Source organism: Vibrio rotiferianus CAIM 577 = LMG 21460 (assembly GCF_002741985.1).
Taxonomy (GTDB): domain Bacteria; phylum Pseudomonadota; class Gammaproteobacteria; order Enterobacterales; family Vibrionaceae; genus Vibrio; species Vibrio rotiferianus.
In genome coordinates, this window is the sequence record NZ_APHW01000104.1 from 68,459 (window position 1) to 90,318 (window position 21,860).

A 21,860-nucleotide genomic window follows, 5' to 3' on the forward strand; every position below is an offset into this window, starting at 1 on the left:
GGCCGCCTTCCTTATAGTTGCTGTTCAATTATATTAGTAAGCGTAGTACTTGTTGGAGAAGTTGAACTCGGGAAGGTGGCAATGACTTTACCTTCTTTGTTGATTAAGAACTTGTAAAAGTTCCATTTGGGAGTAATACCCGCTTGCGCACTTATCTCTGCAAAGACAGGATTTGCGTCCTGGCCAAGCACAGAGCTTCGAGCCATCATTGGGAAGGTGACACCGTAGTCTAAATAGCAAATTTTGGCGGTTTTTTCTTCACTGCCACGATCTTGGCGAAAGTCGTTACTTGGAAAGCCAACAACAGCAAAGTTCTGATCTTTGTATGTTTGATGTAGTTTTTCCAATTGCTCGAATTGAGGGGTAAAGCCGCATTGACTTGCGGTGTTCACTACCAGCAGAGTTTTACCTTTGAAGGCATCGCACAGCTCTATCTCTTCCGTAGAGTTAAGTAGTCTTTGCTTGCCTTGCAAGATGTCAGGACAACTCGATGCAAAAGCGAAAGAGCCAGCGAAGAGCGTAGCGATGAGAAGTGTGCTGCGAGTGATTCCTTTCATAATGTTGATTCCTTTTGTTTTTCCTAAGTATAACTACTAGTTAAGGAATCAAATCGATCAAAAAAGCCGCTGAATTCAGCGGCTTTTACTAGAGTAAGTACGTGTTGATTACGCCAGCTTCAAATCAAACTGATTGCGGTAAGCGACCATATCTTCGATGGTTAGTACCGGCATATTGTGTAGGCGACCAAATGCGACGATCTCTGGTGCTTTTGCCATGGTGCCATCTGGGTTTGTTACCTCACACAGCACCCCAGCAGGCTGCAAACCTGCCATTTGCATCAGATCGATAGTACCTTCCGTGTGACCACGGCGAGTCATTACACCACCTGGACGAGCACGCAGCGGAAATACGTGACCAGGACGAGCCAAGTCGTCTGGTTTTGCATTTGGGTTTGCAGCTGTTTTGATGGTTGTTACGCGATCAGCAGCAGAAACGCCAGTTGTCACACCCTGCTTCGCTTCAATAGAAACCGTGAAAGCGGTTTGGTTTGCACTGTTGTTGTTCACAACCATTGGTGGTAGTTCAAGTTTATCTGCTTGAGCATCGGTTAGGCAAAGACAAACAATGCCGCTACATTCACGGATCATTAGCGCCATTTGTTCGTTAGTTAAGTGCTCAACGGAATAAATAATGTCGCCTTCATTTTCACGATCTTCATCGTCAAGAAGAAGTACGCCGCGACCTTCTTTTAGCGCGATAAGTGCGTTTTCAACGCGAGAAATTGGGTCGCCAAATTCGGCAAGTAGTGATGACTGATTCATGGTTAACTCCTAAATATCACCAGAATCAGGGCGGTATGAGAGATCGCTGCATTTAATTGCACAATGAGTTATCTGCCTGAGAATGGCATAAACTCGCGCAGTAGAAAACGCGATCTAAAAAGAAGCGCATCAGAGTTCATCAACAAAAAATGTTGAGGACACACGCTGATGTATTCTTATTCTCTTTCATCCGGACTATAACCGTCGGCTCTGGCATCTCACCAGATCTGCTGACCTCGACGAATCGAGCGCTCGCGGGCTCACTCAAAAGAGTATACCGCCGGTGGGGAATTTCGCCCCGCCCTGAGAACATTGAATCCAACCTATATGGTCAGAAGTAAAAAACTCCGACATTCAAACGAGTGGTCGGAGTAGAGATAGTACTGTGAACTATCTAGCTTGAAAAGCAGATTGCAACTACTTGATTGAAAAGTGCGCTATCGGTTGAAGCGATCAGTTTTAATAAAGTGATCGATCTGCGCTGGAACATAGGTGTTGTAGATAAGACTTGTATGAGTTTGTTTAGTCTCAATATGGTCTTGCATGCCTTCTAAGCGAGTCTCATCGACGGTAACGGTGCCGTCAGACATGGTGTTGTCTCTGTGCATCAGAATAGGGCGTGCGCCAATTGCCATCGTGCCCGCGATGCTGCCGAGCTTCTGTGGAAAGCTCCAGACATCGTCGTGTTGGTTCAAACCATGGTACGGTGAATTGCCAAGTATTGCGCCTAAGCCGAGGTCTTGAATACGAGAAACGATGGATGCCCCTTTAAGCGGTGAACCAATCGCTATGACGTGAGAGATAAGGCTAGAAGCTGGTTCTCTACTCGCAAGATAACGTTTAATCATCAAACCACCTAGACTATGACCAACCAGCACATTGGTCGTATTAAGGTTCAGGCCTTTATCTATCGAATCAAACAGTGTTTCTTCGTTAATAGAGACCGTGTTGTAACTCAGTACTTGGGTTTCATAACCCAGCTTTCGCAGTTTTTGGCTAAGAGGCTGCATGACCAGCCCATGCATATAAAGACCATGTAAGATGATGATTTTCATAATACCTCCCAGATTTATGACGTTGATTTCATTCTACTAAACTCTGTACTCAACTACTGTCAGCGAATTAGCAAATCTTGCACTTCTTTTTGTAACAAATGGCGATCCAGTTTCATTGGTTGTAATAACTCACCGATATTGACTTCGATGCGAGACCAAAAACGAGTAGGGCGCTTCGTTAACGCATGTCCGTCTTTATGGCTGAAGAAAGAACCCCATAAGCCTTTTAGTGCCATCGGGATTACAGGAACCGGTGTACGCTTCAAAATCTTTTCGACCCCGGGTCTGAACTCGCCTAGTTCGCCATTTGAGGTCAAACGACCTTCAGGGAAGATACAAACTACTTCATCGTTATTAAGCGCTTGCTCAATCTGTTCGAAAGCTTTTTTATAAGTCTCTGCGCATTTGCGTGGAGAGCAGATTGGGATCACGCCCGCATGGCGGAAAACATACTTAAGAACAGGCAGCTCACTAATTGATTTGTCCATAACGAATCGAACAGGGCGGGTTGATGTGCCCATTAAAATCAGAGCGTCTACATAGCTTACATGGTTCGCCACCATCAAAGCAGCGCCTTGCTCCGGGATATGCTGACGACCTGTCACGGAAACTCTGTACAAACAGTGGCTTAGCAAGTAACTAACAAAGCGTTGGGTAAACTCAGGAACTTGGCGGTAAACGTAGATTGCCACCATGAAGTTACCTATCGCTAAAATGGCAAACAGTTCAACAATAGAGAAATCTAAAACACTCAAAACCAGTATGGAAACAGCAGCAGAAGCGACCATAAACAGTGCGTTCATGATGTTGTTGGCTGCAATTGATTGAGCACTCTCACCTTCATCTGAGCGTGATTGGATGAAAGCGTAAAGAGGTACAATAAACACACCACCGCTTACGCCAACTAAGAACAAGTCGATCATTACTCGAATATGAGAAGACTGAGCTACAAAGCTTTGTACATCGTAGTAATGAGTAGGGAAAGACTCGATAGCGGGCACTGCCCAGAGTAGATCAGCACTGAAAATCGTTAAACCCAAGATACCAAATGGAAGAATGCCTAGCTCAACTTGGTTAAATGATAACTTCTCACACAACCATGAACCCGTTGCCACACCAACAGAAAACAGAGCCAACAGCAGAGACACCACAGTGCTGTCTGCGAATAGGTGCTCGCGAGCAAAATTAGGAAACTGAGTTAGGTATGTCGCGCCCATAAACCAGAACCAGCTGATGGCTAAAATTGACATCCAAATACCACGTTGCTTTTGTGCTAGCTTGAGCGTTCTCTTTAAGCCTGAAATTGGTTCAAACTTAACCTTATCGCTTTTCTTACTCGGCAGAGAAGGGATGTTAGCGCTGCTTAAAAAGCCCATAAGAGAAAGTGAAATGACAATGCAAGAGGCGATAATCATGCCGTTTGGAACTGCGAGCAGAAGACCTGCGCTCAATGTTCCAATAAGGATAGAAAGGAATGTGCCCATTTCAACCCAAGCGTTGCCCTTGACTAACTCCTCAGATTTCAGTGCTTGAGGAAGCAATGCATATTTAACCGGGCCAAAGTAAGCCGACTGAGTTCCTGTCATGAACAGTAGAACCAGCATTAGAATGGAGCTTTGTGTCATGATGGCAGTTGCTGCACAGCTCATGATCACTAATTCGATAAGTTTTAAGCGACGGATCAGCTTGGCTTTGTCCATGTTGTCAGCAATCGCACCTGCGTGGGCAGAGAATAGAAAGAAGGGAAGGATAAACAAGCCTGCAGCAAGATTAACAAAAAGGTCGACTGACATCGGCAGTGAGTCAATTTGGCTATATGTCACCATCAGTAAAAGAACGTTTTTATAGATGTTGTCATTCAGTGCGCCTAAACACTGAGTAACGAAATAGGGGAAGAATCGTTTAGTGAGAAACATGCTGGCTCCATAAGTGCAAAGTCGCGTTGAGATGAGAGCACTTTAAAGGTTGAGCTAAAGGAAGCCAGCGTGGCGGTAAGAGTTACGTTATGAGAAACCAAAAGTAACACTTGATGCTACTTTTAGTTTCACAAAATGGTGAACCTGCAAGGTCTGGTGCTTTTATATGTTACGAAGATGCAATTAATATCGGTACCAGATACTGAACATTCTCAATGTGACAAACAGAATAAATCCAGATAGCCCAATAAAACCCAAAGTGATGAGATAAAAGAACAGGCGGACAATGCGAGCTTTTGTCCGTTTGAAAATGCCGAGCTTGGAGTGATCTCCGGAACATGCTGAAAAGTAGAGATTATCACCCACGCCGAGAGTGCCCATAGCGCAGCCACACCACTCGGAATAAGATAAGACTCTTTGACCATGTCGGAGAGCTTGAAGAGTGTGGTGAGAAATACCGCAAACCCACCAAGGGCAATTAACAAGAACAGAGGTTGGATAGGACTTAGCTTGATGGAAAATGTTTTGAGTTTATCGAGCATCGAATATCCTCTATTTGCGTTCCCAAGAGCTAAATAATGGGAATGTCCAACGACGCATCGCAATCACCAGAGAGGTACCGTGCTTCTCGTTCATGTCTAGTGACTCGTCGCTTTGGCAAACCTGGTAAAACTCATCAATGACCTTTTGTAGCTTAGCCTGCATCTTCTTATTGGTTGGCAAGCTCATTAAGCCTGTAGCCATCACCAGTTTTTCATCTTCAGCAGAGAAGTAACTTTGGAAGAAGGCGTCTTGCACTTGTTGCTGAAAGAAGCGCTGGATAGGGCCGCCAGTATGCCAACGGAAAGTTGGGGAAATGCGTAGACGAATCTTATTGCCTGGCAGCAGGTCAATGATATCGAGACGGTCGAGTTGCGCGAGCTTTTGTATCAACTCCAATTCATCAAAGGTGTATTGCTCGACAATTTGATCGAAACGATAGCCATTGACTACACACACAGCAACAAGCAATAAGCCTTTATCGTCGACGAGTTGCTTTTCTTGCTCTAATGTCAGTGATTCCAGCCCCTTATTGTGTGCTGCTGCCAGCTTAAACAACTCTGCCATCTCTAAACCTATCAGCTGACAGATACGCTCCAATCGGTCGAGACTAATTTGACTGCCTTCTGCCAATAAACGTTTAACAGAGCCTTCACTCAACTCCAGATGCTGCGCGATGTCGACATAGTGTAAACCGGACAGTTTGAGTTGGCGTTTGAGCTCTTTAATTAGGTCGTGACTTTCCGACATATTAACCTTCTACTTCTTGGCGTAACTGCTCTAGGTAAGATTGCATAAACGCTTTACGCTTCAAAGCTTCTTCATACGCCGTTTTGGTGTTCATGGTTTCTACAATTTTAAACAGTTTGGTTTGGAAGTGATCGATGGTGAATCGTTTATCTTCTAGTTCTCTATGTTCTGCAAACATGTCCTGTTCGTTATATAAGGCGGCATCAAATAAAGTACTGACTTGAATACAACGTGTCACACCAATTGCGCCAAGCGCATCTAAACGATCGGCATCTTGGACGATCTGAGCTTCCAAAGTATTCGGCGTAATGTTAGCACTAAAGCTGTGAGATTCGATCGCATGAGCAATGGCGTCATGATACTGAGCGGGGTAGTCGATGCTTTCGAGGAACGAAACAGCTTTGGTTGCCGCGATCGTGGAGCTTTGCTTGCGATTTGGGTGGTCTTTCGGATAAGTGAAGCAATCGTGCAGATAGGCAGCGGGTAGGACAACGGCTAAGTCAGCACCTTCCTTTTGGGCAAGCTGGTGGGCAGTTTTCACCACGCGTTGGACGTGGCTTAGATCATGAGCAGCATCGGTTTGCATCTCTTGCTGCATAAACTGTAGGAACTGAGGCTCAAATTGGCTGAGCTCTGCTGGATTGAGTTGAGGCATGGATTTCTTCTAAAAAATAAAGGCTTAGACAGAGTATGCCTAAGCCTTTATTAAATTGCCAAATGAGACGTTGTTATTGAGACGTTACAAGAAAGTCTCGTTATTTTATTGAGTGCGGGTGAAACGGAATGTCTGTACTCTTTGCTCTGCTCCATCGATGTAGGCGTAGCTGTCGATGGTCCAGACGTTTGGTCCCGCAAAACCGAGTTCTACGCGCACATCACCGGTAGGGATACCTTGGTAAATAATGTCATTAATGTTCATCGGGTAGAAGTTGTAGCGATTGTTTTGCGACTGTTGCTCACCAGCAAAAGCGACCGAGACGTTTTTTGCTTGGTTCGTTAGTGTTAACTGGTAGCCCGCTTGTGGGTCGAAGGTGAATGCTGCATTAAGATCAACGCCTTGTGAGTTGGTCACTTTAACATTCGCTTCTGTTGTTTTTGCCAGAGAGCCGTGTGCTTGCAACCCTTCTAAGCCTTTAAAATCGCGGTTGTGGTTTTGGATATTTACGCTCCATTCACCAACAAAGTTGTCGATCTCTTGCCATTGTTGAGGTCCATTGGTTGCCGCTGTGTTCTGACCGCTATTGATGCCACCAATCGCGTCGTTACGGCTGTCGTGACGGATGTTCTCACGGTTGTTCTGAATATCAGCACTTGCGCCTGCTACTCCTCCAGTTACACCGCCAGCAATAGCTCCTTTTAGTGCTAAATCAGCATCGCCCGTCAGGGCACCCATAGTAAGGCCTAGAAGTGCACCACCGGCTGCACCCTGTTTTGTTAATGCGTTTGGATCGTCTTCTCCCGGAGTCACGCATCCTGCAAGTAGGGGAAGAGATAGCGCCGCAACCAAAGTAGTTTTGTTAAAAATGTTCATGTGTTTGCTCCGAGATGTTTGGTTCGAAACTATTATTGAACACTGTTTCATTGTCCGTCTACTTATCTCGCTGATAACCACTGGTTATCAGTACGTGATGCCGAGTCACACTTGCTTAGTTGAGACTCTTCTGCCTTAAACTGAGCTGCCTTTTCTTCGAGCCAATGGTAAAGGAGTTAAACTCATTTAAAACAGTCATGACGGCAAGTTTTAACTAGGTTTGTGTTGTCCTATTTTTGAAAAGACATACCTTTATTTTTTATGATCTGTATCAAGCTTTGTTTATGCATGCGGAGATAGGATGCGGCCGAACAAAATATTATAAAATTGGGGCCTGAGTGTGCAGGATCTTTATGAACTAGAGCGTAAGTTGGTGGAATGCGGCGCGGATATGAAAGGCTTAAAGGTTGTGCCAGCAATTATTGATGAAGATGGCGAGGTTGTTTATATAGGCAATTCGCCTTCGTTGCTAAGGAATGTCATTAGTTGCCGTAGACAGCTAACGCAACGCGGGAAGAAATAAAAAAAGGGTCTGATTTAAGTCAGACCCTTTTTTGTATTTTAAGCAAAGACTCTAGCGTTTGAAAGTCACTTGCTCTTGTTCACTAAGGTGAATATGTGTTGTTGCTGGTTGTGTTTCTGCAATCACTTTACCGTGACGAACTGAGTAACGAACTGGTACCTGACGACGAACTGCATCAAACCCATTTTCCGCAGGAAGAATAAGTAAGCTACCTGGTTTACCTGCTTCAATGCCGTGTTTGTCTTGAATGTTCAGCGTGCGTGCTGAATTGGTGCTGATCAGATCAAGTGAGTTGTTGATTTGGTCGTAACCCATTACCTGACATACGTGCAGACCCATGTGCAGCACTTGCAGCATGTTCGCTGTGCCCAGTGGGTACCAAGGATCGAAGACGTCATCGTGACCAAAACATACGTTGATGTTGGCATTCAGCATCTCTTTCACACGAGTCACACCACGGCGTTTCGGGTAATCATCAAAACGGCCTTGAAGGTGGATGTTGACCAATGGGTTTGCAACGAAGTTGATACCAGACATGCGCAGCAAACGGAATAGGCGAGATGCGTACGCACCGTTGTAAGAGCCCATCGCCGTTGTATGGCTTGCGGTTACCTTGTGGCCCATGTTGAACTTATGCGCTAGTGCTGCAAGCGTTTCAACAAAGCGAGATTGCTCGTCATCGATCTCATCACAGTGCACGTCGATCAAACGGTCGTATTTTTGTGCCAGCTCGAAAACGTAGTGCAGAGACTCAATGCCGTACTCACGAGTGAATTCAAAGTGAGGAATCGCACCAATAACGTCAGCACCCAGCTGAACCGCCTCTTCTAGCAGCTCTTTACCATTCGGGTAAGACAGAATGCCTTCTTGCGGAAACGCAACGATTTGAATGTCTACCCACTCTTTCATTTCTTCACGAACTTCTACCATTGCTTTTAGAGCAATTAGAGTAGGGTCAGAAACATCAACGTGAGTACGAACGTGTTGTACGCCGTTTGCAATTTGCCATTTCAGAGTTTGCTTAGCGCGTGATTTCACGTCTTCAATCGACAGCGTCTCTTTGCGCTCAGCCCAACGCTCGATACCTTCGAAAAGCGTACCGGAGATGTTCCAGCTCGGCTCACCGGCGGTTTGGGTAGTGTCTAGGTGAATATGCGGCTCACAGAAAGGTGCGACAGCCATGCCGCCCTCCGCATCAAGAACATCACCTGTGTAATTTAGTTCTACATTATTGTCTTCAATACGCTTGAATTGACCATCCTCAATCAAAATTTGCTGGAGACCTTCCTGTCCCTTAAGCGTTGCGTTCTTGATCAATAGTGTTGTCATGATGGTTCCTTACGCTGGCTGCTGTGCCAGTGTCTTTTTATTAAGAATAGGATTTAGAATAAGGTAGCTGATTGTGCCGCCCAGTACTGCGTTTACAGGTACCACTCCCGGAAGGAAGTGACCAGCTGCAACACCAATCGCCACTGCGATAATGCCTGCCCAGTTAACCGTTTGGAACTCTGCTGCTGCGAAATTTGTGTAACGCTTACGGTTCATGAAGAAGTCCGCAATGATTACGCCGCCAATTGGTGGAATTGCAAGCGATAGGAACGTTAACCAGCCTACAAAGTTATTGTACAACCATAGTGCACACAAAGTACCGACTAAACCGTTCGCCATAGAGATGTATTTGCTTGGCAAACCAGTGATGTTTGAGAAACCTAGGCCCGATGCGTAAAGCGCATTGTCGTTGGTTGTCCAAATGTTTAAACCAAGCACGATGATAGCTGGGATTAGAAGACCTTGAGCGATCATCACTTCTGAAATGTCTGATTGGCCAGTTACCGCAGCGCCTGCTGCGCCGAAAATGAACATCAGTGAGTTACCGATAAAGAACGCCACCATAGTGACCATCACTGCACCTTTTGGCTTTTTGCCGAATCGTACGAAGTCCGCAGTCAGGGTACCCGCGCTGACGAATGAGCCAACGACCATTGCAAGCGCTACAGAAAAATCGATTGGTTGTGCTGGTTGTACTTTTTGTAGCTCAGCCACACCACCCACGCTGTTTACCGCTTCTACTACCGAGTATCCGCCGAGTAACGCAATCGCTGGAACTGCAATCGCAGATAGCACCATAAGCGCAGAGATACCGAAGTAAACCGTTGCAGTCATTAATAGACCAGAAATGATGATGAGAGTGTTTGTATCGATGCCTGTTGCTTTGTTTACTGGAATAGCAAACATCGCCACGCCAACACCAAACCAACCAACTTGTGTGCCGCCAAGAAGAGCGGAAGGAAGCCAAGAGCCTTTAGAGCCAAAAGAGAAACGAGCGAGGAGGTGAGTAGAGAGACCAGTAGAAGCGCCGATGTAACCGAGGAAAGAAGTGTAGATGCCGAGGATTAGGTTACCAATGAGAACAGCGAGGAAGAAATCATCAAAAGAAAGTCCAGTACCGAGCGAACCGCCCGTCCACATACTTGCGGAGAAGAAAGTGAGTCCCAACATAACCATGGTTAATGATGCAACACCCTTTCTGGCAGTGTTAGGGACTGGTCCAAGACTGTAGTTATTGTCTGCAGCCATTTTTACCTCCGCAAAGAAAATTAAAATGAATTATAGAACCCAATTTCTGGGCAAACGGCGCGTATTATCGTGATGTAAATCTCATAGTCAATGAGTTTTTTGTCACTTAAACGTTTACTGTGAGATTTGTGTTCTTATATTTCTTTAAAAACATATAGTTATTGATTTTTTAAAAGTCAAAAAAGTTTGGCTGTTGATGGGCTTTTTGGCCTGTTATGTGTAATGAAATCGGTGTCATTGGTCTTACTGTTATATTTCATCATATTTCTATGATTTGTTTATAAAATGGCACAGTGATTGATTTGAATGATGTTTGGCAAACGTTTTCCTATGCTTGCTGGGAAGTGTTGTTCGTTATTTGAACATAAATACGATTGTTTTCTTTGTTTTTTGTGGCTTTTGTTGATTTGTTTTTGTGAGAGCTTCTTTTGTTGTGGTTAACTTTGGGTTTTTATGTGTGTAATCGATTGTAAAAAATCAAACAAATTGATTTAAGAGGGTGGGGAAAGTAAATAGGGAAATTTGGAAAGGGCTAGATAAAAAAAGAGCCAACCGCAAAAGCTGCGATTGGCTTATATACTTGTGAACAAAAATCGAGTTCACTAACAACGTCAGTTGGCTAGGTGACCCTCGGCTTAAGAAGGGTCACTATAGATAATGCAGCATACGTGCCAACTTTTTGATGACCTAAAAACCCCAGTTTCTGTGAGTTTAGTTGCCTAATGTGAGTTATTCTTTGCAAATTGCATTTGCGTATTGCAATGCGTGTTTAATATGCTACTGATTGTTTTATTATAATAACTAATTAATCACTTAAAGCATCACTAGACTTGCCGTGCCTAAGAAGGCAAAGAAGCCAACGACATCCGTTACTGTGGTCAGAATAACTGAGCCTGCTAGTGCGGGATCTAGTTTGAGCTTATCCAAAACAATAGGGATTAAAACACCAAATAGTGCTGCTGTAATAATGTTCACTATGATCGCTAGTGCAATGGTGCCACCCAATACAGGAGACTGGAACCAAAGCCCTGCTAAACCACCGATGATCAGTGCCCAAAGCAAACCGTTGAGTGAGCCGATGCCCAACTCATTTTTTAATAGGGCAAAGCGGTTACCAGGTGTGATTTGGTTTAACGCCATCGCACGAACCATCAAGGTCAAGGTTTGGCTACCAGCAATACCACCCATTGAGGCAACAATCGGCATTAGAACCGCAAGGGCAACCACCTGCGAAATCACATGTTCAAATAGCCCAATTGTCACGGATGCTAAAATGGCGGTGAGCAGGTTGATCCCTAACCAGACGCCGCGTTTTTGTGAACTTTTTAGAACGGGGGCGAACAAGTCATCGCCTTCATCCATACCGGTACCTGCCATTAAACGTGCTTCGTAAATTTCACGCTGCGTGCTCAAGGCAAACTGCCAATCCACTTCACCGATTAAGGTTTGGTCAGAATCGGTAACAGGAAGCGCTGGAAGCGCACTGTGCTCAAGTGCTTCTACCGCCTCAGGAAGCTCCATCTTACTGTCGAGCACATTGACGGTTTCAATGGCTAAGGTGCTAAGGCGTATATCAGGGTCGCTACGTAAGATCTCATAATAGTTCACCGCGCCACGGAACTGTTTCTTGCGGTTGATGAGATATACTTGTTGCGGTGTATCGTAGCTGTAACGCTCCATTAAGCGTCGAGCTTTACCAATCGTAATATTAAAAGGGAGGGTGATGATCTTACGCTCAGCCCAACGTCCGAGTTGTTCGTCTTCATATTCATTTGCTTGGTCATAAAGCTCAAGCTCATCTTTCTCAATTAACTCTAGTGCTTCATTGATGAACTCTTCTGGTAGAGAGTCGGCCCACTCTATCAGGGATAAGTTATCAAGTTTAGCGAGAGTGAGTTTGAGTTCGATTTCCGAAAGTGCTTCGATGATAGAAAGACGTACGTCCGCACGCATTTCAGTGAGCACATCAATATGCAATTCAAGAGGTAATGCGCGCCACAAGCGTACACGTTCATCGATAGGGAAGGCTTCAAGGATCAGCGCAACGGCGCCGGGCTCGAGACCACATTCGATAGAATCATTCAAAGCGGTGACTTGATCCGCTTCGTCTGCTTGGACAATTTGTTCGATTAGAGTGGAGAGGTCTTGAAACTTACTCACCGAGCACCCCGACAGTCAGATTATTCTTATAGGCAGCTGATCAAGGTACTCGAAAATAGCAGAAAAACAATAGGCTATTCGTCAACAATCCGTAGGTAAGGGGCGACCAATTGGCGAATGTTCACTTTTGCGCCAATACGAGCCGCAAGCAAGTACGTCCCACCAATTTTTCGGTGTAGGAAAAGGGCGTCGGCTGGTGGTGTATGCCAGTAGTCTTGCTCCAAGCTTAAAATGGTACCAGCCTCGCGGAGTTTCTGCGCTAAGCCACTGGCTTTGAAGTCATATGGCTCATCAACCAACATAGGTTCACACGCCATTTTCACCAAATCGAGAATCGCTTGGCGCTGCGCTGGCATGATGGTTTGGCTGAAGAAGCCTATTTGCTCGAGTGCATCATTCAAACCTTGTTCGTCATTATTAACGACAGATGCAAAGGCTTGGCGATAGCCGGTACTGAACCGTTCGCTGTATTCTCGAGTTGCGCCAAAGTCTAGTAAGCCGATTTGACGAGTGTTTTCGATATATAAGTAGTTGGCGAAGTTTGGGTCGGTTTGTACCATCTTAAATTCAAACAGCTCTCGAAACAGTAATTCGAGTAGGCTGTGCATGACAAAATCTCGCGTACTCTGATCATAATGTTCGATTTGCTCAATCGGACTGCCATCAATGAATTCCATCGCGAGAACGGAGTCTGAGCAGCTTTCGGTGTGAATCTTCGGCACCACAAAATGAGGGTGATCTTTCAAAGCGTCATGATAGCGAATAGCAAATTGCGATTCGCGCGCGTAATCAGCTTCGTCATGGAGTTGTTTCTTCGCTTCCTCCAACAACCCTTTGTAATCGACGGATTCCGGAATCAACCCAACCACTTTAAGCAGCGTTCCTACGTTGTCGACGTCACTATCGATGCTTTTTCGAATGCCTGGGTATTGTACTTTGACCGCTAGGTTATCACCCCCGTCGCTGTAGGCTTGGTGCACTTGTCCGATTGAGGCACTGGCAATTGGTTTGAAGTTAAAGGACAGGAACTCGGCTTTCCAATTCGTCCCTAATGAACTTTCCATTACTCCATTTAACTGTTTGGCTGGCATTGGGTCAGCATTAGAACGAAGTCGAGAAAGAATATCGGCGAGCTCTGGTTCCAAAACATCGCCAGCATCCATCGAGAGCATTTGACCAAGCTTCATCGCAGCACCTCGTAGGTGAGCGAGTTGGTCGGTTAAGCGCGCGATATTCTGCGGCGTCAGCAACAGGTCTTTCGCTTTGGGTTTGTTGCCTTTGGCGATTTGCTTGGTGCCTTCTGCAATGACGTTTCCTGCAACACGTGTAGCGAGTGATGCGAACTTGCTGAATCTTGAGATACGATGGGTTGGTAGGCTTCTTTCCTTTGCCGACATGAATCTTCTCCGCTATTTACTAACTATTTGTTATACGGGAAAAGTACGTGCTTGGATACAAATGAAAAGAAAACCGCCAGCAGAACTGGCGGTTTATTAGGGTCTGTTGACCTTTTGCGGTTAAATTTTGTTCGAGATAAAAGCGTTTTAATCGCGGCGAGAGGTTTGTAGCCTAGTTATTCTAAGCAAAATCCTCTCAACAAAGAGTAAAGCGCTTTTAGCCGAACCCTTCGGGCAGTGTTTGTGGCTCCTTTCTACTGCGTTATCGGCTTATCAGGTAGGGCAACTACATTTCAAAGCCTCTGCCTCTTTCTTAGTTTATAAAGAAGGAAGAACCCACAAACTGCTGCAAAAATCAGCTCAAAAGGTCAACAGGCCCTAGTTTAGATAGAGTAGAAGAAGTACAGCTGAGACTTCATTCGGATGATGATGCCACGAATCGCATCCAAGAAGGCTAAGAAGCCAATTGGTTTTTCACCACTCACCCATGCTAAGCCTACAGAGCCTACTGGGATATCGTAGCCTTCTGGTTCATCAATTTTCAGGCGAACAAAGTGGTGCTTGTTCTGTAAGTTCTTACCAGTGGTGACACGTACTGAATCATCCAAGCCCAGCAGATTACCTTGTGACTCACCTGTTGCTTCAACAATACCTTCTACCGTAGCAGAGAAGACTTTGCCTGGGTAAACTGAAGAGGCGAACTCCGCTGGTTGACCTGGTTTAACGTTTCTAATTGCTTGATGGTTCACGCGCATCAGAACGTACTTCTCGTTAGTGTACATGTTGATACGCGGCATCATCGAAACACGTTGACCTTCACGCAAGATAAAGTTAGTCACAAAGCCATCTGCTGGAGCATGAACTTTCGTACTGTCCAAATCCCATTGCGCTTTTGCAATTTGCTCTTCTGCTTGGCGCAGCTCTGCCTGTTTGGTTTCAACCGCGAGCTCTGCTTTATGGATTGCCAGTTTTGCGCGAGAGATATCGACTTGTTTCTTCTTGATTTGAGACTCAAGGGTCAACACGTTATGTCGAGCCATATCAACCGCGCTCGATTGCTTGTCGATGTCGCTTTCTGTAATGGTGTTCTTGACCACTCGGTTTTGCTCAATATAACGATCTAGCATCTTTTTCTGCAATTTGTGGTCAACTTTTGCAGCTTCCAATTGGCTCTTTGAAGTTTCTAGATCTTGCACTAATGCTTGGTGATTCGCTTCTTCAATCTCGATATCACCTTGCGCGGTTGCTAGTGCCACTCGAGCAGAATCTGCCGACACATTTGCTTGATTCAATGCGATCTCATATTGCGTTGGGTCGAGTTCATAAATGAGCTGACCTTTTTCAATTTGTTGATTCGGCTTGATGTAAATATGGTCGACTTTGCCTTTTACATTAGTTGAATCAGGACGAAGCTGAATGTGCGGCGATTGCACTACAGAACCACCTGATATGTCCATAGGCGTAAAGTTAATCAAGCCACCCATACGAACATTAGCCAGCCCAAGCCACCAAGGTAAGCAAAGGATTTGGTTGCTTTGTTCCAAGGCATGCCGACTAAACGGAGCAGATAGATGAAGAGTGCCCATACCGCTAAACCTTCTAACATTATGCCTCCTCTTGTGGCTGTGTTTCTGTTTGCGGTTTACTTCTCCATGTATCACGCAGATTGATGATGGCTTTTTCCATATCAACGAATGCAAAGATCACGGCTAGCACCCATACCCAGTGCCAGACAAATCCTATCCAGGTGAGGGCGGTGATGAGCCCTATCTGGTGATGGTCTTTGCTGTGTGCCTTATTAATTGGCAACTCATGGATTTTCCAAAAGCCGTAACACGCGCCAGCAACACTCGCGATTAAAACGACAGCAGCGACAACGTGCAACGCTGTATCTGCGCCTGTTCCGACAAATGGGACACTAAGTAAACTCATTAAACACTCCTCTATCAAGCTGTTGGCGTATTGTGATCTGGAATTGAAATGGATGAGCTTTTGTGACAAATTCAATCACTCAGAGAGTAAATTTGATGTGATTGGTTATGAAAACGGTTCGATTCATTCGCGCGATGGGCATATTAAATATGCATAACCTCGCGTTATCTAAGTACAATTTGACATCTGATGACCTGGGTATTCCCGCTTCAGTATTTCATAACCCGATGACGCTGATACCTCTCACCGCCGTTTCTGAATGGTATCGACGTATCGAATTGCTGAGTGGGGACCAGGACGTCATTTTGAATGTGAGCAAAGGGATTGATCTACAGAAGCTTGGTCCTGTTGGACGATGGTTGTTTTCAGGCAATGATCTAGCAAGCACAATTCGACGTGTGAACTATGGCGTGAGTAATCTGCAGTCTGGTGCTTTTTTTGCTGGCGCGCAGTCCGGAAATATCATTAAGTGGACTTATCACAACCCTTTCATTGATACGACGATCAAAGTGCATGACAGCATTCGTAGTGCGGTGTTCATGATAAAGATATTGCGCGAATTCTTAGGAAAGGAATATCGCCCACTTCGAGTGATGATCTCTGGATCAAGAAAAAACCATGAGTTGTATCGAGAGTACTTTGGTTGTGAAGTGGAATGGAGCCAACCTAAAACAGAGGTTTGGATTCACGGTGATGATCGCTTGGCATCTCGTCAAGTCAGTCATCGTGAGGAAAACCGTTTAGCGATGAGTTTCTCGGATTTGGATGATCTGTTGAACATGCCAGATCCTGAGGATGAACTTAAAGTGATTTATGAAGTAGTGAACTACAGCAGCCACTATGGATTACCAACATTAGACAGAGTCTCTGCACTGTTAGGTTTATCTGAGCAGCAATTTCAACGTCGACTGCATAAGTTAGGTCTGAACTTTTCTACCGTGTCTGGCTATGTACTGAGTAATGTCGCGGCTGGATTATTGAGCTCCAAAGTGAGCGTTGAAGATATTACCGCACGGTTGGGTTATAGCAATGTCGCAAGTTTTAACCGTATGTTTAAAAAACATCGCGGTGTAACCCCAAAACAATATATAGCCCGCTTTGAAAACTAGCTTCCCCTGTACTTGGAATGAAGCTCTGGGTTTCTAACGTATGCGTTTGATTTTATCCATGCAACGAACCAGCGACTGCTTGATATTAAATGACTTGTGGCCGCTCGAAGCGCCATGTTCAATCATTGATGTTTCTGCTAATGCCGCTAAAGGTGTCGACGTAGAATGTTGGATAGAAATAGCTTCAGCACTCGGTATTGATTGTGTCGGTTTGGTAGCGTAAGAGGAAGTAAAACCAGAAGCCGTATTACCACAAGCTGAAAACAACGCAATACTGGCAAGGGCAAGTGAGGATAGCTTAAAACGAGACATCATAATTCTGATTGTTATTTATAAATTTAATAACAAATTTAAATGTCATAAAGCGCTCTGTCTATATACTCACTTAGATGCTTATAGCCTAGAAATGTAGCCTTGTCAGCACGTCGTATTACTCAAAGTACTTCTTTATAGCGTTTGGTTTCAGTGGTTTGTGTGTTTGTGGTTTTATATCATGAAATATTTTAAAATTAAGTCCATTATGCTGTCCTTCTGGGTGTTTAACCCTAAATTTGGTCGAACCCCTGCCTTTGTAAGTGATTGTAAGTGCTTCGATGTATCAAATGAGCGTAGCTTGCACTCACATTTCTGAACGATATACTGGCCCCGTTTTATAAGTAGAGTGAATGGGTATGAGTCGTTATAAAATCGTATTGGTTGAGGATGATTCCGAGATAGCGCGTTTAACAAAAATGTACCTCGAAGCAGAGGGGCACTCGGTAACTATTATTAATAGCGGCGAAAATGCTGTCGAAAGTATCCGTTCATTACACCCCGACCTTGTATTACTTGACCTGATGTTACCAGTCAAAGATGGAGCCACAATTTGCCGAGAGGTGAGAGAGTTCTTTGATGGCATGATCATCGTTTTGACGGCAACCGACGATGAAATGAGTGAGGTGAGTTTATTTAAGTTTGGCGCTGATGATTACCTTACCAAACCAATCAGAGGAAATGTGCTGTTAGCAAGGATAGAAGCGGTTATGCGTCGCTATGCCAGACAGCCTTGCACCGATTCGAATCAAACCGTCCGTGGGTACGGCATTGAGCTTTGCACTCGGAGAAATAAAGCCAGCTACCAAGGTACTGTACTTGATTTAACTGATTCAGAATTTGAGATTTTAGAACTGCTAATGTCTAATATCGATCAGCCAGTGTCTCGAGAGTCATGCTGTCGTCTTGCGCGAGGTATTGAGTACTGTATTACCGATCGTTCCATTGATATGAGGATCTCTTCGCTGCGTAAGAAGTTTGTCAAAGCTGGTGTTCAATCTGCGACCGTCAAAACTGTCCGAAATCGTGGCTATATGCTAACAGGCAAGTAAGCATATGTTTTCTACCTTCACTCGTCTTTACATTGCAATTATCACTGGCCTAACGGTGACCGTGTCACTTTTTGTTTTCTTAGGTGACGAATATATGCGTAAGACGGAGGTAGAGATATTTCTGAACGATGGTGCATACTTCGCCAATCAGTACATCGCTCAGAAAGGTACTGAAAGTTCACTCTATAAAGAGCTCACTCAAACTGGTCAGCAAGACTTTTATATATTTAAACTTGCACTGCTTGATCATTGGGACGAAACTCCGCCTTGCGATGACTGCAAGCAGATCTACCGATTGCAGTCCATTCCGGTTTACCTCATTGAAGACAGCTTATATGGTGCAGTCTTTCCTCTGCCGAATAGTACTCAAAGCTTATTGTTCAAAGAAAAGAGAGATTTCTTCCGGCCAGATGTTGATTGGCATGAGGACTCAGAGCTGATTTTTGTTTTAAGCCTTGTTATCGTCGTTTTCTCCAGTTTGGGGGTGATGATTTACATACCAGTCAGATCGATTGAAAGCCAAATCATAAGACTATCGAAAGCGCATAACGAGTTTGGTTCAGGTGAGTTGCAATGCAGAGTTGATCCTAAAACCTATTCAGACTCTTTGGGGAGTTTGGCACAAGGCTTTAATGATATGGCGGAAGACATTGAAAGGAGAGTCAAGCAGAGCCATATTTTGACTCAAGCGATTCCTCATGAAGTGCGTACTCCCCTAAGTCGGATTCAACTTGCGACTGATATTGCGCGGTTAAGTAAACCAGAACAGCAAGAGCAACTGTTTAATGATATCGACCGTTATGTTGGTTCGATCAATGAGCTTACTCAGGATATTGTAAAGCTATCTCGGCTAAGCTCTCAGAAAAAGGGAGAAGGGCACGCGACGACTTCACTTAACCTGCTTCAATGGACTCGTGAAAGGCTTGCTTATCATGGTCTAAATCAAGTGGTGATTGAAAGCTGTATCGAATGCAACAGTGAGCAAGTGCGTTTTCAGCAGACCCTTGGCAACTTAGTTATTGATAACCTAATTCAAAATGCCGCACGATATGGAGAAAAAGATATTTACCTAGCCATTCATCGTGTTAAAGAGCATTGGGTGATCGATATAGAAGACGACGGTCCCGGAATCCCGATTGAAAAGCACTCCGAAGTGTTTTTGCCATTCTCCCGACTAGATAAAAGCCGAAATGCAGACAAAAAAGGGTTTGGATTGGGCCTCGCTATCGCAACCAGTGCGGCGAGGCAATTGGATTGGAAATTATCAGTTGGTGAAAGTCACTTAGGTGGAGCGCGCTTTACTGTGCTCATTCCTGCCAACGTTCAGGATAAGCGCTGCTATAGTCAGGCGTAGCAAGACCTTCATATAAACCATCACACGCCTCAAGTGGGCCGACAATCGTTCGATAAGGTAATACACCTGCCCAAACGGGGAGATCCATGTCTTGCTCATCATCATTGACCCCAAAATGGCTGATTTTCACTGATGCTTCAGAGAGTGGAATACGTAACAACATGGTCGCTTTGAGTTCTTTTTCATTGCTCAAGCGTATATTTTGCGTTCTTCCCGGCGCGATTTGCTCGATAAAGTGATTCAGCAGTTTGTCTTTCTGTTGGTTATCTTCCACCACTTCAAACTGTCCGAAGACCACGGCACTGCGATAATGTGCGCTATGATGAAACGCACTTCGAGCCAGTACCCAACCATCAAACAAAGTAAAGGTTAGACACGTTTGCACTCCTTGTTTAAGTGAGCGCAACAATCGACTGTTGTTGGCTCCATGGATATACACGTAATCATCTACGCGCCATGCCAGCATGGGGATGACCACAGGACCAGACTCGTTTGTTATGGCAATATGAGCAATCAGGCTTTCATCTATGATGGCGTGCAGTTTATCGACATCAGAGACTGCTTTGTGTGCGCCTTTTTTTATCTCAGTTCGATTGGTGTTGGATAACATTTTCTCTCCTTAAGCTCTCACGATAATGAGCGCTTGCTTCTCTATCTCTGATTGCAATGTATCGATTAACTGGTAGCTTAAAGAGAGCCAGTTTTAACTTATGTATGGATCCAGTTTTGTCTTTAATTGTTATTGGTGATTTGAACTTAAATGAGCATGATGGCACTCGCCAGCAAGCTCTATTCTTTGCTATTCGAGAAAAAATCGTGAAAGGATTGTGGATAAAAGGCGGTAAGTTGCCCTCAACACGCAAGCTTGCGCAGGAACTCGATATCAGTCGGAACACCGTGATTGCAGCGTATGAACAGTTGGTCGCTGAAGGGTACTTGAGCAGTCAAAAAGGTTCCGGCTTTTATGTGGCGGTGGAGTTGCCAGAGCAGTATTTACCAGAACCCGCAGCACCTGAAGAAGGGGTGGATCCTAAGGCTGGCTTCGATATAAACCGAGCGTTTGCTCCAGGTGTTCCTGATTTAGATGCATTTCCAATGGCACAGTGGCAGAAACTGATTGCGCGCCACTCATCCCGCACCTGTTTACTCGGTAATCAAGATATTCAAGGCAGTTGGAGATTGCGTTGCGCTTTATCTAGCTACCTTGCTTCCAGCCGCTCAGTCAACTGTTCGCCAGAGCGGATCATCATTACATCTGGAGCGCAGCAAGCGTTGGCTATTGCCACTATGAGCGTACTAAAACAAGGCGATACGGTGCTGATGGAACAACCGGGATATGCACAAATGCGTAAATTGATCCATTTCCAGCAATATCATTTTGAGCCACTGTACGTGCAAGAGAAGGTAGGCTTTGATGTGGAAACGGTGACATCGAGTCAGGTGGATGCTTTGTATATCACGCCAAGTAACCAATACCCTATGGGGACGACGCTCAACATAGAACAACGAAGCAAGATCATTAACTGGGCCGTACAGAGAGCGCATTGGATAATCGAAGACGACTATGACAGTGAATTCCAGTTTGCGCATCGGCCATACACTAGTTTGCAGGGATTAGCGGCTCAAATGGGCAGAGATGATCGCGTTTTATACGTTGGCTCGTTTAGTAAAGTCATGTTCAACGGTTTGCGCCTCGGTTATCTCGTCGTTCCTGAATCTTTAGTCGATGATTGTCTTGTGGTTAAAGATGCGTTAAGCGGTGATTCTCCTACACATACGCAAGAAGCGTTAGCCGATTTCATCACGGAAGGCGGGTTACTTCGTCATATTCGCAAGATGCGTCGATTATACAAAAGTAAACATGAACGGATGTGCTCGGCGATTGAAAAGTATTTTGGCAACAAAGTGAGTGTTATCAGTCAAGCGGCGGGTCTCCACATTACGTTGAAGTGGCGCTATGGCATTGATGAACATCAATGGACACAGCGTGCTGAAGCGAAAGGTATTGTGCTGCGTCCGTTGAGTTATTACGAACATCCCGAATTTAAAACCCGTGATTGGAATGGGGCGGTTTTAGGCTACGGCAATGTTGCGCTAGAGAATATTGACACTTTGATGCAGCAGCTGGCGTTGATGTTTGAGTTGAAGGATTAATGAAAGTGAAAACCTCGAATGGAACAGCGTGATCATCAACCCCCGCGCTTCTAATTGTTTGTCATTGTTTTGTGCTAGATCTAGCAAGAATAGATAAGTGGTAAACTTTCAAGTTTACCTGCGGCTAAATTGACTTTAAAATAAACTCCGAAGTTTACTTCTGCGCTTGTGCGTAA

18 protein-coding genes, 2 pseudogenes and 1 riboswitch are annotated in these 21,860 nt (G+C 44.9%); of the genes and pseudogenes, 4 read left to right on the forward strand and 16 right to left on the reverse strand.

Annotation, left to right across the window (positions count from 1 at the left end):
- Positions 1-11 precede the first annotated feature (11 nt).
- From B853_RS19985 to B853_RS20060, 14 genes and pseudogenes are all read right to left on the reverse strand, one after another.
- Entirely contained in the window at positions 12-557 is a 546-nt protein-coding gene (locus B853_RS19985; protein WP_038884632.1) for a glutathione peroxidase, read from the reverse strand.
- Positions 558-665: 108 nt separating this feature from the next.
- The gene (ribB, locus tag B853_RS19990) at positions 666-1,322 is read right to left on the reverse strand and encodes a 3,4-dihydroxy-2-butanone-4-phosphate synthase (protein WP_038884631.1); all 657 of its coding nucleotides are present in this window, start codon (positions 1,320-1,322) and stop codon (positions 666-668) included.
- A 174-nt stretch (positions 1,323-1,496) separates the two neighbouring features.
- A riboswitch (FMN riboswitch) is annotated at positions 1,497-1,637 on the reverse strand.
- A 122-nt stretch (positions 1,638-1,759) separates the two neighbouring features.
- The gene (locus B853_RS19995; protein WP_038884629.1) at positions 1,760-2,377 is read right to left on the reverse strand and encodes an esterase/lipase family protein; all 618 of its coding nucleotides are present in this window, start codon (positions 2,375-2,377) and stop codon (positions 1,760-1,762) included.
- A gap of 59 nt (positions 2,378-2,436) precedes the next feature.
- Positions 2,437-4,293, reverse strand: coding sequence for an MFS transporter (locus tag B853_RS20000; protein ID WP_038884628.1), 1,857 nt, complete (start codon positions 4,291-4,293; stop codon positions 2,437-2,439).
- A gap of 183 nt (positions 4,294-4,476) precedes the next feature.
- Positions 4,477-4,835, reverse strand: a pseudogene (locus tag B853_RS20005) (hypothetical protein).
- A gap of 10 nt (positions 4,836-4,845) precedes the next feature.
- Positions 4,846-5,583, reverse strand: coding sequence for a helix-turn-helix domain-containing protein (locus B853_RS20010; RefSeq protein WP_010451224.1), 738 nt, complete (start codon positions 5,581-5,583; stop codon positions 4,846-4,848).
- A 1-nt stretch (position 5,584) separates the two neighbouring features.
- Positions 5,585-6,238: an HD domain-containing protein gene (locus B853_RS20015; RefSeq protein WP_038884625.1), complete on the reverse strand. Its 654-nt coding sequence runs from the start codon at positions 6,236-6,238 to the stop codon at positions 5,585-5,587.
- A 105-nt stretch (positions 6,239-6,343) separates the two neighbouring features.
- Entirely contained in the window at positions 6,344-7,114 is a 771-nt protein-coding gene (locus B853_RS20020; protein ID WP_038884623.1) for a YMGG-like glycine zipper-containing protein, read from the reverse strand.
- 574 nt (positions 7,115-7,688) lie between these two features.
- Positions 7,689-8,966, reverse strand: coding sequence for a cytosine deaminase (locus B853_RS20030; protein WP_010451232.1), 1,278 nt, complete (start codon positions 8,964-8,966; stop codon positions 7,689-7,691).
- A gap of 9 nt (positions 8,967-8,975) precedes the next feature.
- Positions 8,976-10,214, reverse strand: coding sequence for a cytosine permease (gene codB, locus B853_RS20035; protein WP_005433460.1), 1,239 nt, complete (start codon positions 10,212-10,214; stop codon positions 8,976-8,978).
- Between the two features lie 813 nt (positions 10,215-11,027).
- The gene (locus B853_RS20040) at positions 11,028-12,374 is read right to left on the reverse strand and encodes a magnesium transporter (RefSeq protein ID WP_010451236.1); all 1,347 of its coding nucleotides are present in this window, start codon (positions 12,372-12,374) and stop codon (positions 11,028-11,030) included.
- Positions 12,375-12,448: 74 nt separating this feature from the next.
- Positions 12,449-13,771 carry an ABC1 kinase family protein gene (locus B853_RS20045; protein WP_038884621.1) on the reverse strand — a complete coding sequence of 441 codons (1,323 nt, stop codon included), beginning with the start codon at positions 13,769-13,771 and terminating at the stop codon, positions 12,449-12,451.
- A gap of 383 nt (positions 13,772-14,154) precedes the next feature.
- Positions 14,155-15,377 (reverse strand): annotated as a pseudogene (locus B853_RS20055) (HlyD family secretion protein).
- A complete protein-coding gene (locus B853_RS20060) occupies positions 15,377-15,703 on the reverse strand; it encodes an MFS transporter (RefSeq protein ID WP_010451241.1) in 327 nt (108 codons plus the stop codon). The pseudogene B853_RS20055 and the gene B853_RS20060 overlap by 1 nt, the downstream one beginning before the upstream one ends.
- 107 nt (positions 15,704-15,810) lie before the next feature.
- Here B853_RS20060 and B853_RS20065 point away from each other — a divergent pair, with 107 nt between their 5' ends.
- Entirely contained in the window at positions 15,811-16,812 is a 1,002-nt protein-coding gene (locus B853_RS20065) for an AraC family transcriptional regulator (protein WP_038887639.1), read from the forward strand.
- A gap of 33 nt (positions 16,813-16,845) precedes the next feature.
- Here B853_RS20065 and B853_RS20070 read toward each other — a convergent pair whose 3' ends face one another.
- Entirely contained in the window at positions 16,846-17,127 is a 282-nt protein-coding gene (locus tag B853_RS20070) for a hypothetical protein (protein ID WP_152435623.1), read from the reverse strand.
- A 356-nt stretch (positions 17,128-17,483) separates the two neighbouring features.
- Between B853_RS20070 and B853_RS20075 the strand changes: the two genes are divergently transcribed.
- Complete coding sequence (locus B853_RS20075; protein ID WP_038886120.1) at positions 17,484-18,176, forward strand: response regulator transcription factor; 693 nt, start codon at positions 17,484-17,486, stop codon at positions 18,174-18,176.
- A 4-nt stretch (positions 18,177-18,180) separates the two neighbouring features.
- The gene (locus B853_RS20080) at positions 18,181-19,530 is read left to right on the forward strand and encodes an ATP-binding protein (RefSeq protein ID WP_038886117.1); all 1,350 of its coding nucleotides are present in this window, start codon (positions 18,181-18,183) and stop codon (positions 19,528-19,530) included.
- Here the strand turns inward: B853_RS20080 and B853_RS20085 are convergent.
- Entirely contained in the window at positions 19,484-20,140 is a 657-nt protein-coding gene (locus B853_RS20085; protein ID WP_038886114.1) for a pyridoxamine 5'-phosphate oxidase family protein, read from the reverse strand. The genes B853_RS20080 and B853_RS20085 overlap by 47 nt on opposite strands.
- Before the next feature lie 104 nt (positions 20,141-20,244).
- Between B853_RS20085 and pdxR the strand changes: the two genes are divergently transcribed.
- A complete protein-coding gene (gene pdxR / locus B853_RS20090; protein WP_038886112.1) occupies positions 20,245-21,684 on the forward strand; it encodes a MocR-like pyridoxine biosynthesis transcription factor PdxR in 1,440 nt (479 codons plus the stop codon).
- The last annotated feature ends 176 nt before the right edge of the window (positions 21,685-21,860 follow it).

Coding starts and splice junctions, on each gene's coding strand:
- B853_RS19985 (WP_038884632.1), bottom strand. CDS start 557: ATGAAAGGAATCACTCGCAGCACACTTCTCATCGCTACGCTCTTCGCT.
- ribB (WP_038884631.1), bottom strand. CDS start 1,322: ATGAATCAGTCATCACTACTTGCCGAATTTGGCGACCCAATTTCTCGC.
- B853_RS19995 (WP_038884629.1), bottom strand. CDS start 2,377: ATGAAAATCATCATCTTACATGGTCTTTATATGCATGGGCTGGTCATG.
- B853_RS20000 (WP_038884628.1), bottom strand. CDS start 4,293: ATGTTTCTCACTAAACGATTCTTCCCCTATTTCGTTACTCAGTGTTTA.
- B853_RS20010 (WP_010451224.1), bottom strand. CDS start 5,583: ATGTCGGAAAGTCACGACCTAATTAAAGAGCTCAAACGCCAACTCAAA.
- B853_RS20015 (WP_038884625.1), bottom strand. CDS start 6,238: ATGCCTCAACTCAATCCAGCAGAGCTCAGCCAATTTGAGCCTCAGTTC.
- B853_RS20020 (WP_038884623.1), bottom strand. CDS start 7,114: ATGAACATTTTTAACAAAACTACTTTGGTTGCGGCGCTATCTCTTCCC.
- B853_RS20030 (WP_010451232.1), bottom strand. CDS start 8,966: ATGACAACACTATTGATCAAGAACGCAACGCTTAAGGGACAGGAAGGT.
- codB (WP_005433460.1), bottom strand. CDS start 10,214: ATGGCTGCAGACAATAACTACAGTCTTGGACCAGTCCCTAACACTGCC.
- B853_RS20045 (WP_038884621.1), bottom strand. CDS start 13,771: ATGTCGGCAAAGGAAAGAAGCCTACCAACCCATCGTATCTCAAGATTC.
- B853_RS20060 (WP_010451241.1), bottom strand. CDS start 15,703: ATGAGTTTACTTAGTGTCCCATTTGTCGGAACAGGCGCAGATACAGCG.
- B853_RS20065 (WP_038887639.1), top strand. CDS start 15,811: ATGAAAACGGTTCGATTCATTCGCGCGATGGGCATATTAAATATGCAT.
- B853_RS20070 (WP_152435623.1), bottom strand. CDS start 17,127: ATGATGTCTCGTTTTAAGCTATCCTCACTTGCCCTTGCCAGTATTGCG.
- B853_RS20075 (WP_038886120.1), top strand. CDS start 17,484: ATGAGTCGTTATAAAATCGTATTGGTTGAGGATGATTCCGAGATAGCG.
- B853_RS20080 (WP_038886117.1), top strand. CDS start 18,181: ATGTTTTCTACCTTCACTCGTCTTTACATTGCAATTATCACTGGCCTA.
- B853_RS20085 (WP_038886114.1), bottom strand. CDS start 20,140: ATGTTATCCAACACCAATCGAACTGAGATAAAAAAAGGCGCACACAAA.
- pdxR (WP_038886112.1), top strand. CDS start 20,245: ATGGATCCAGTTTTGTCTTTAATTGTTATTGGTGATTTGAACTTAAAT.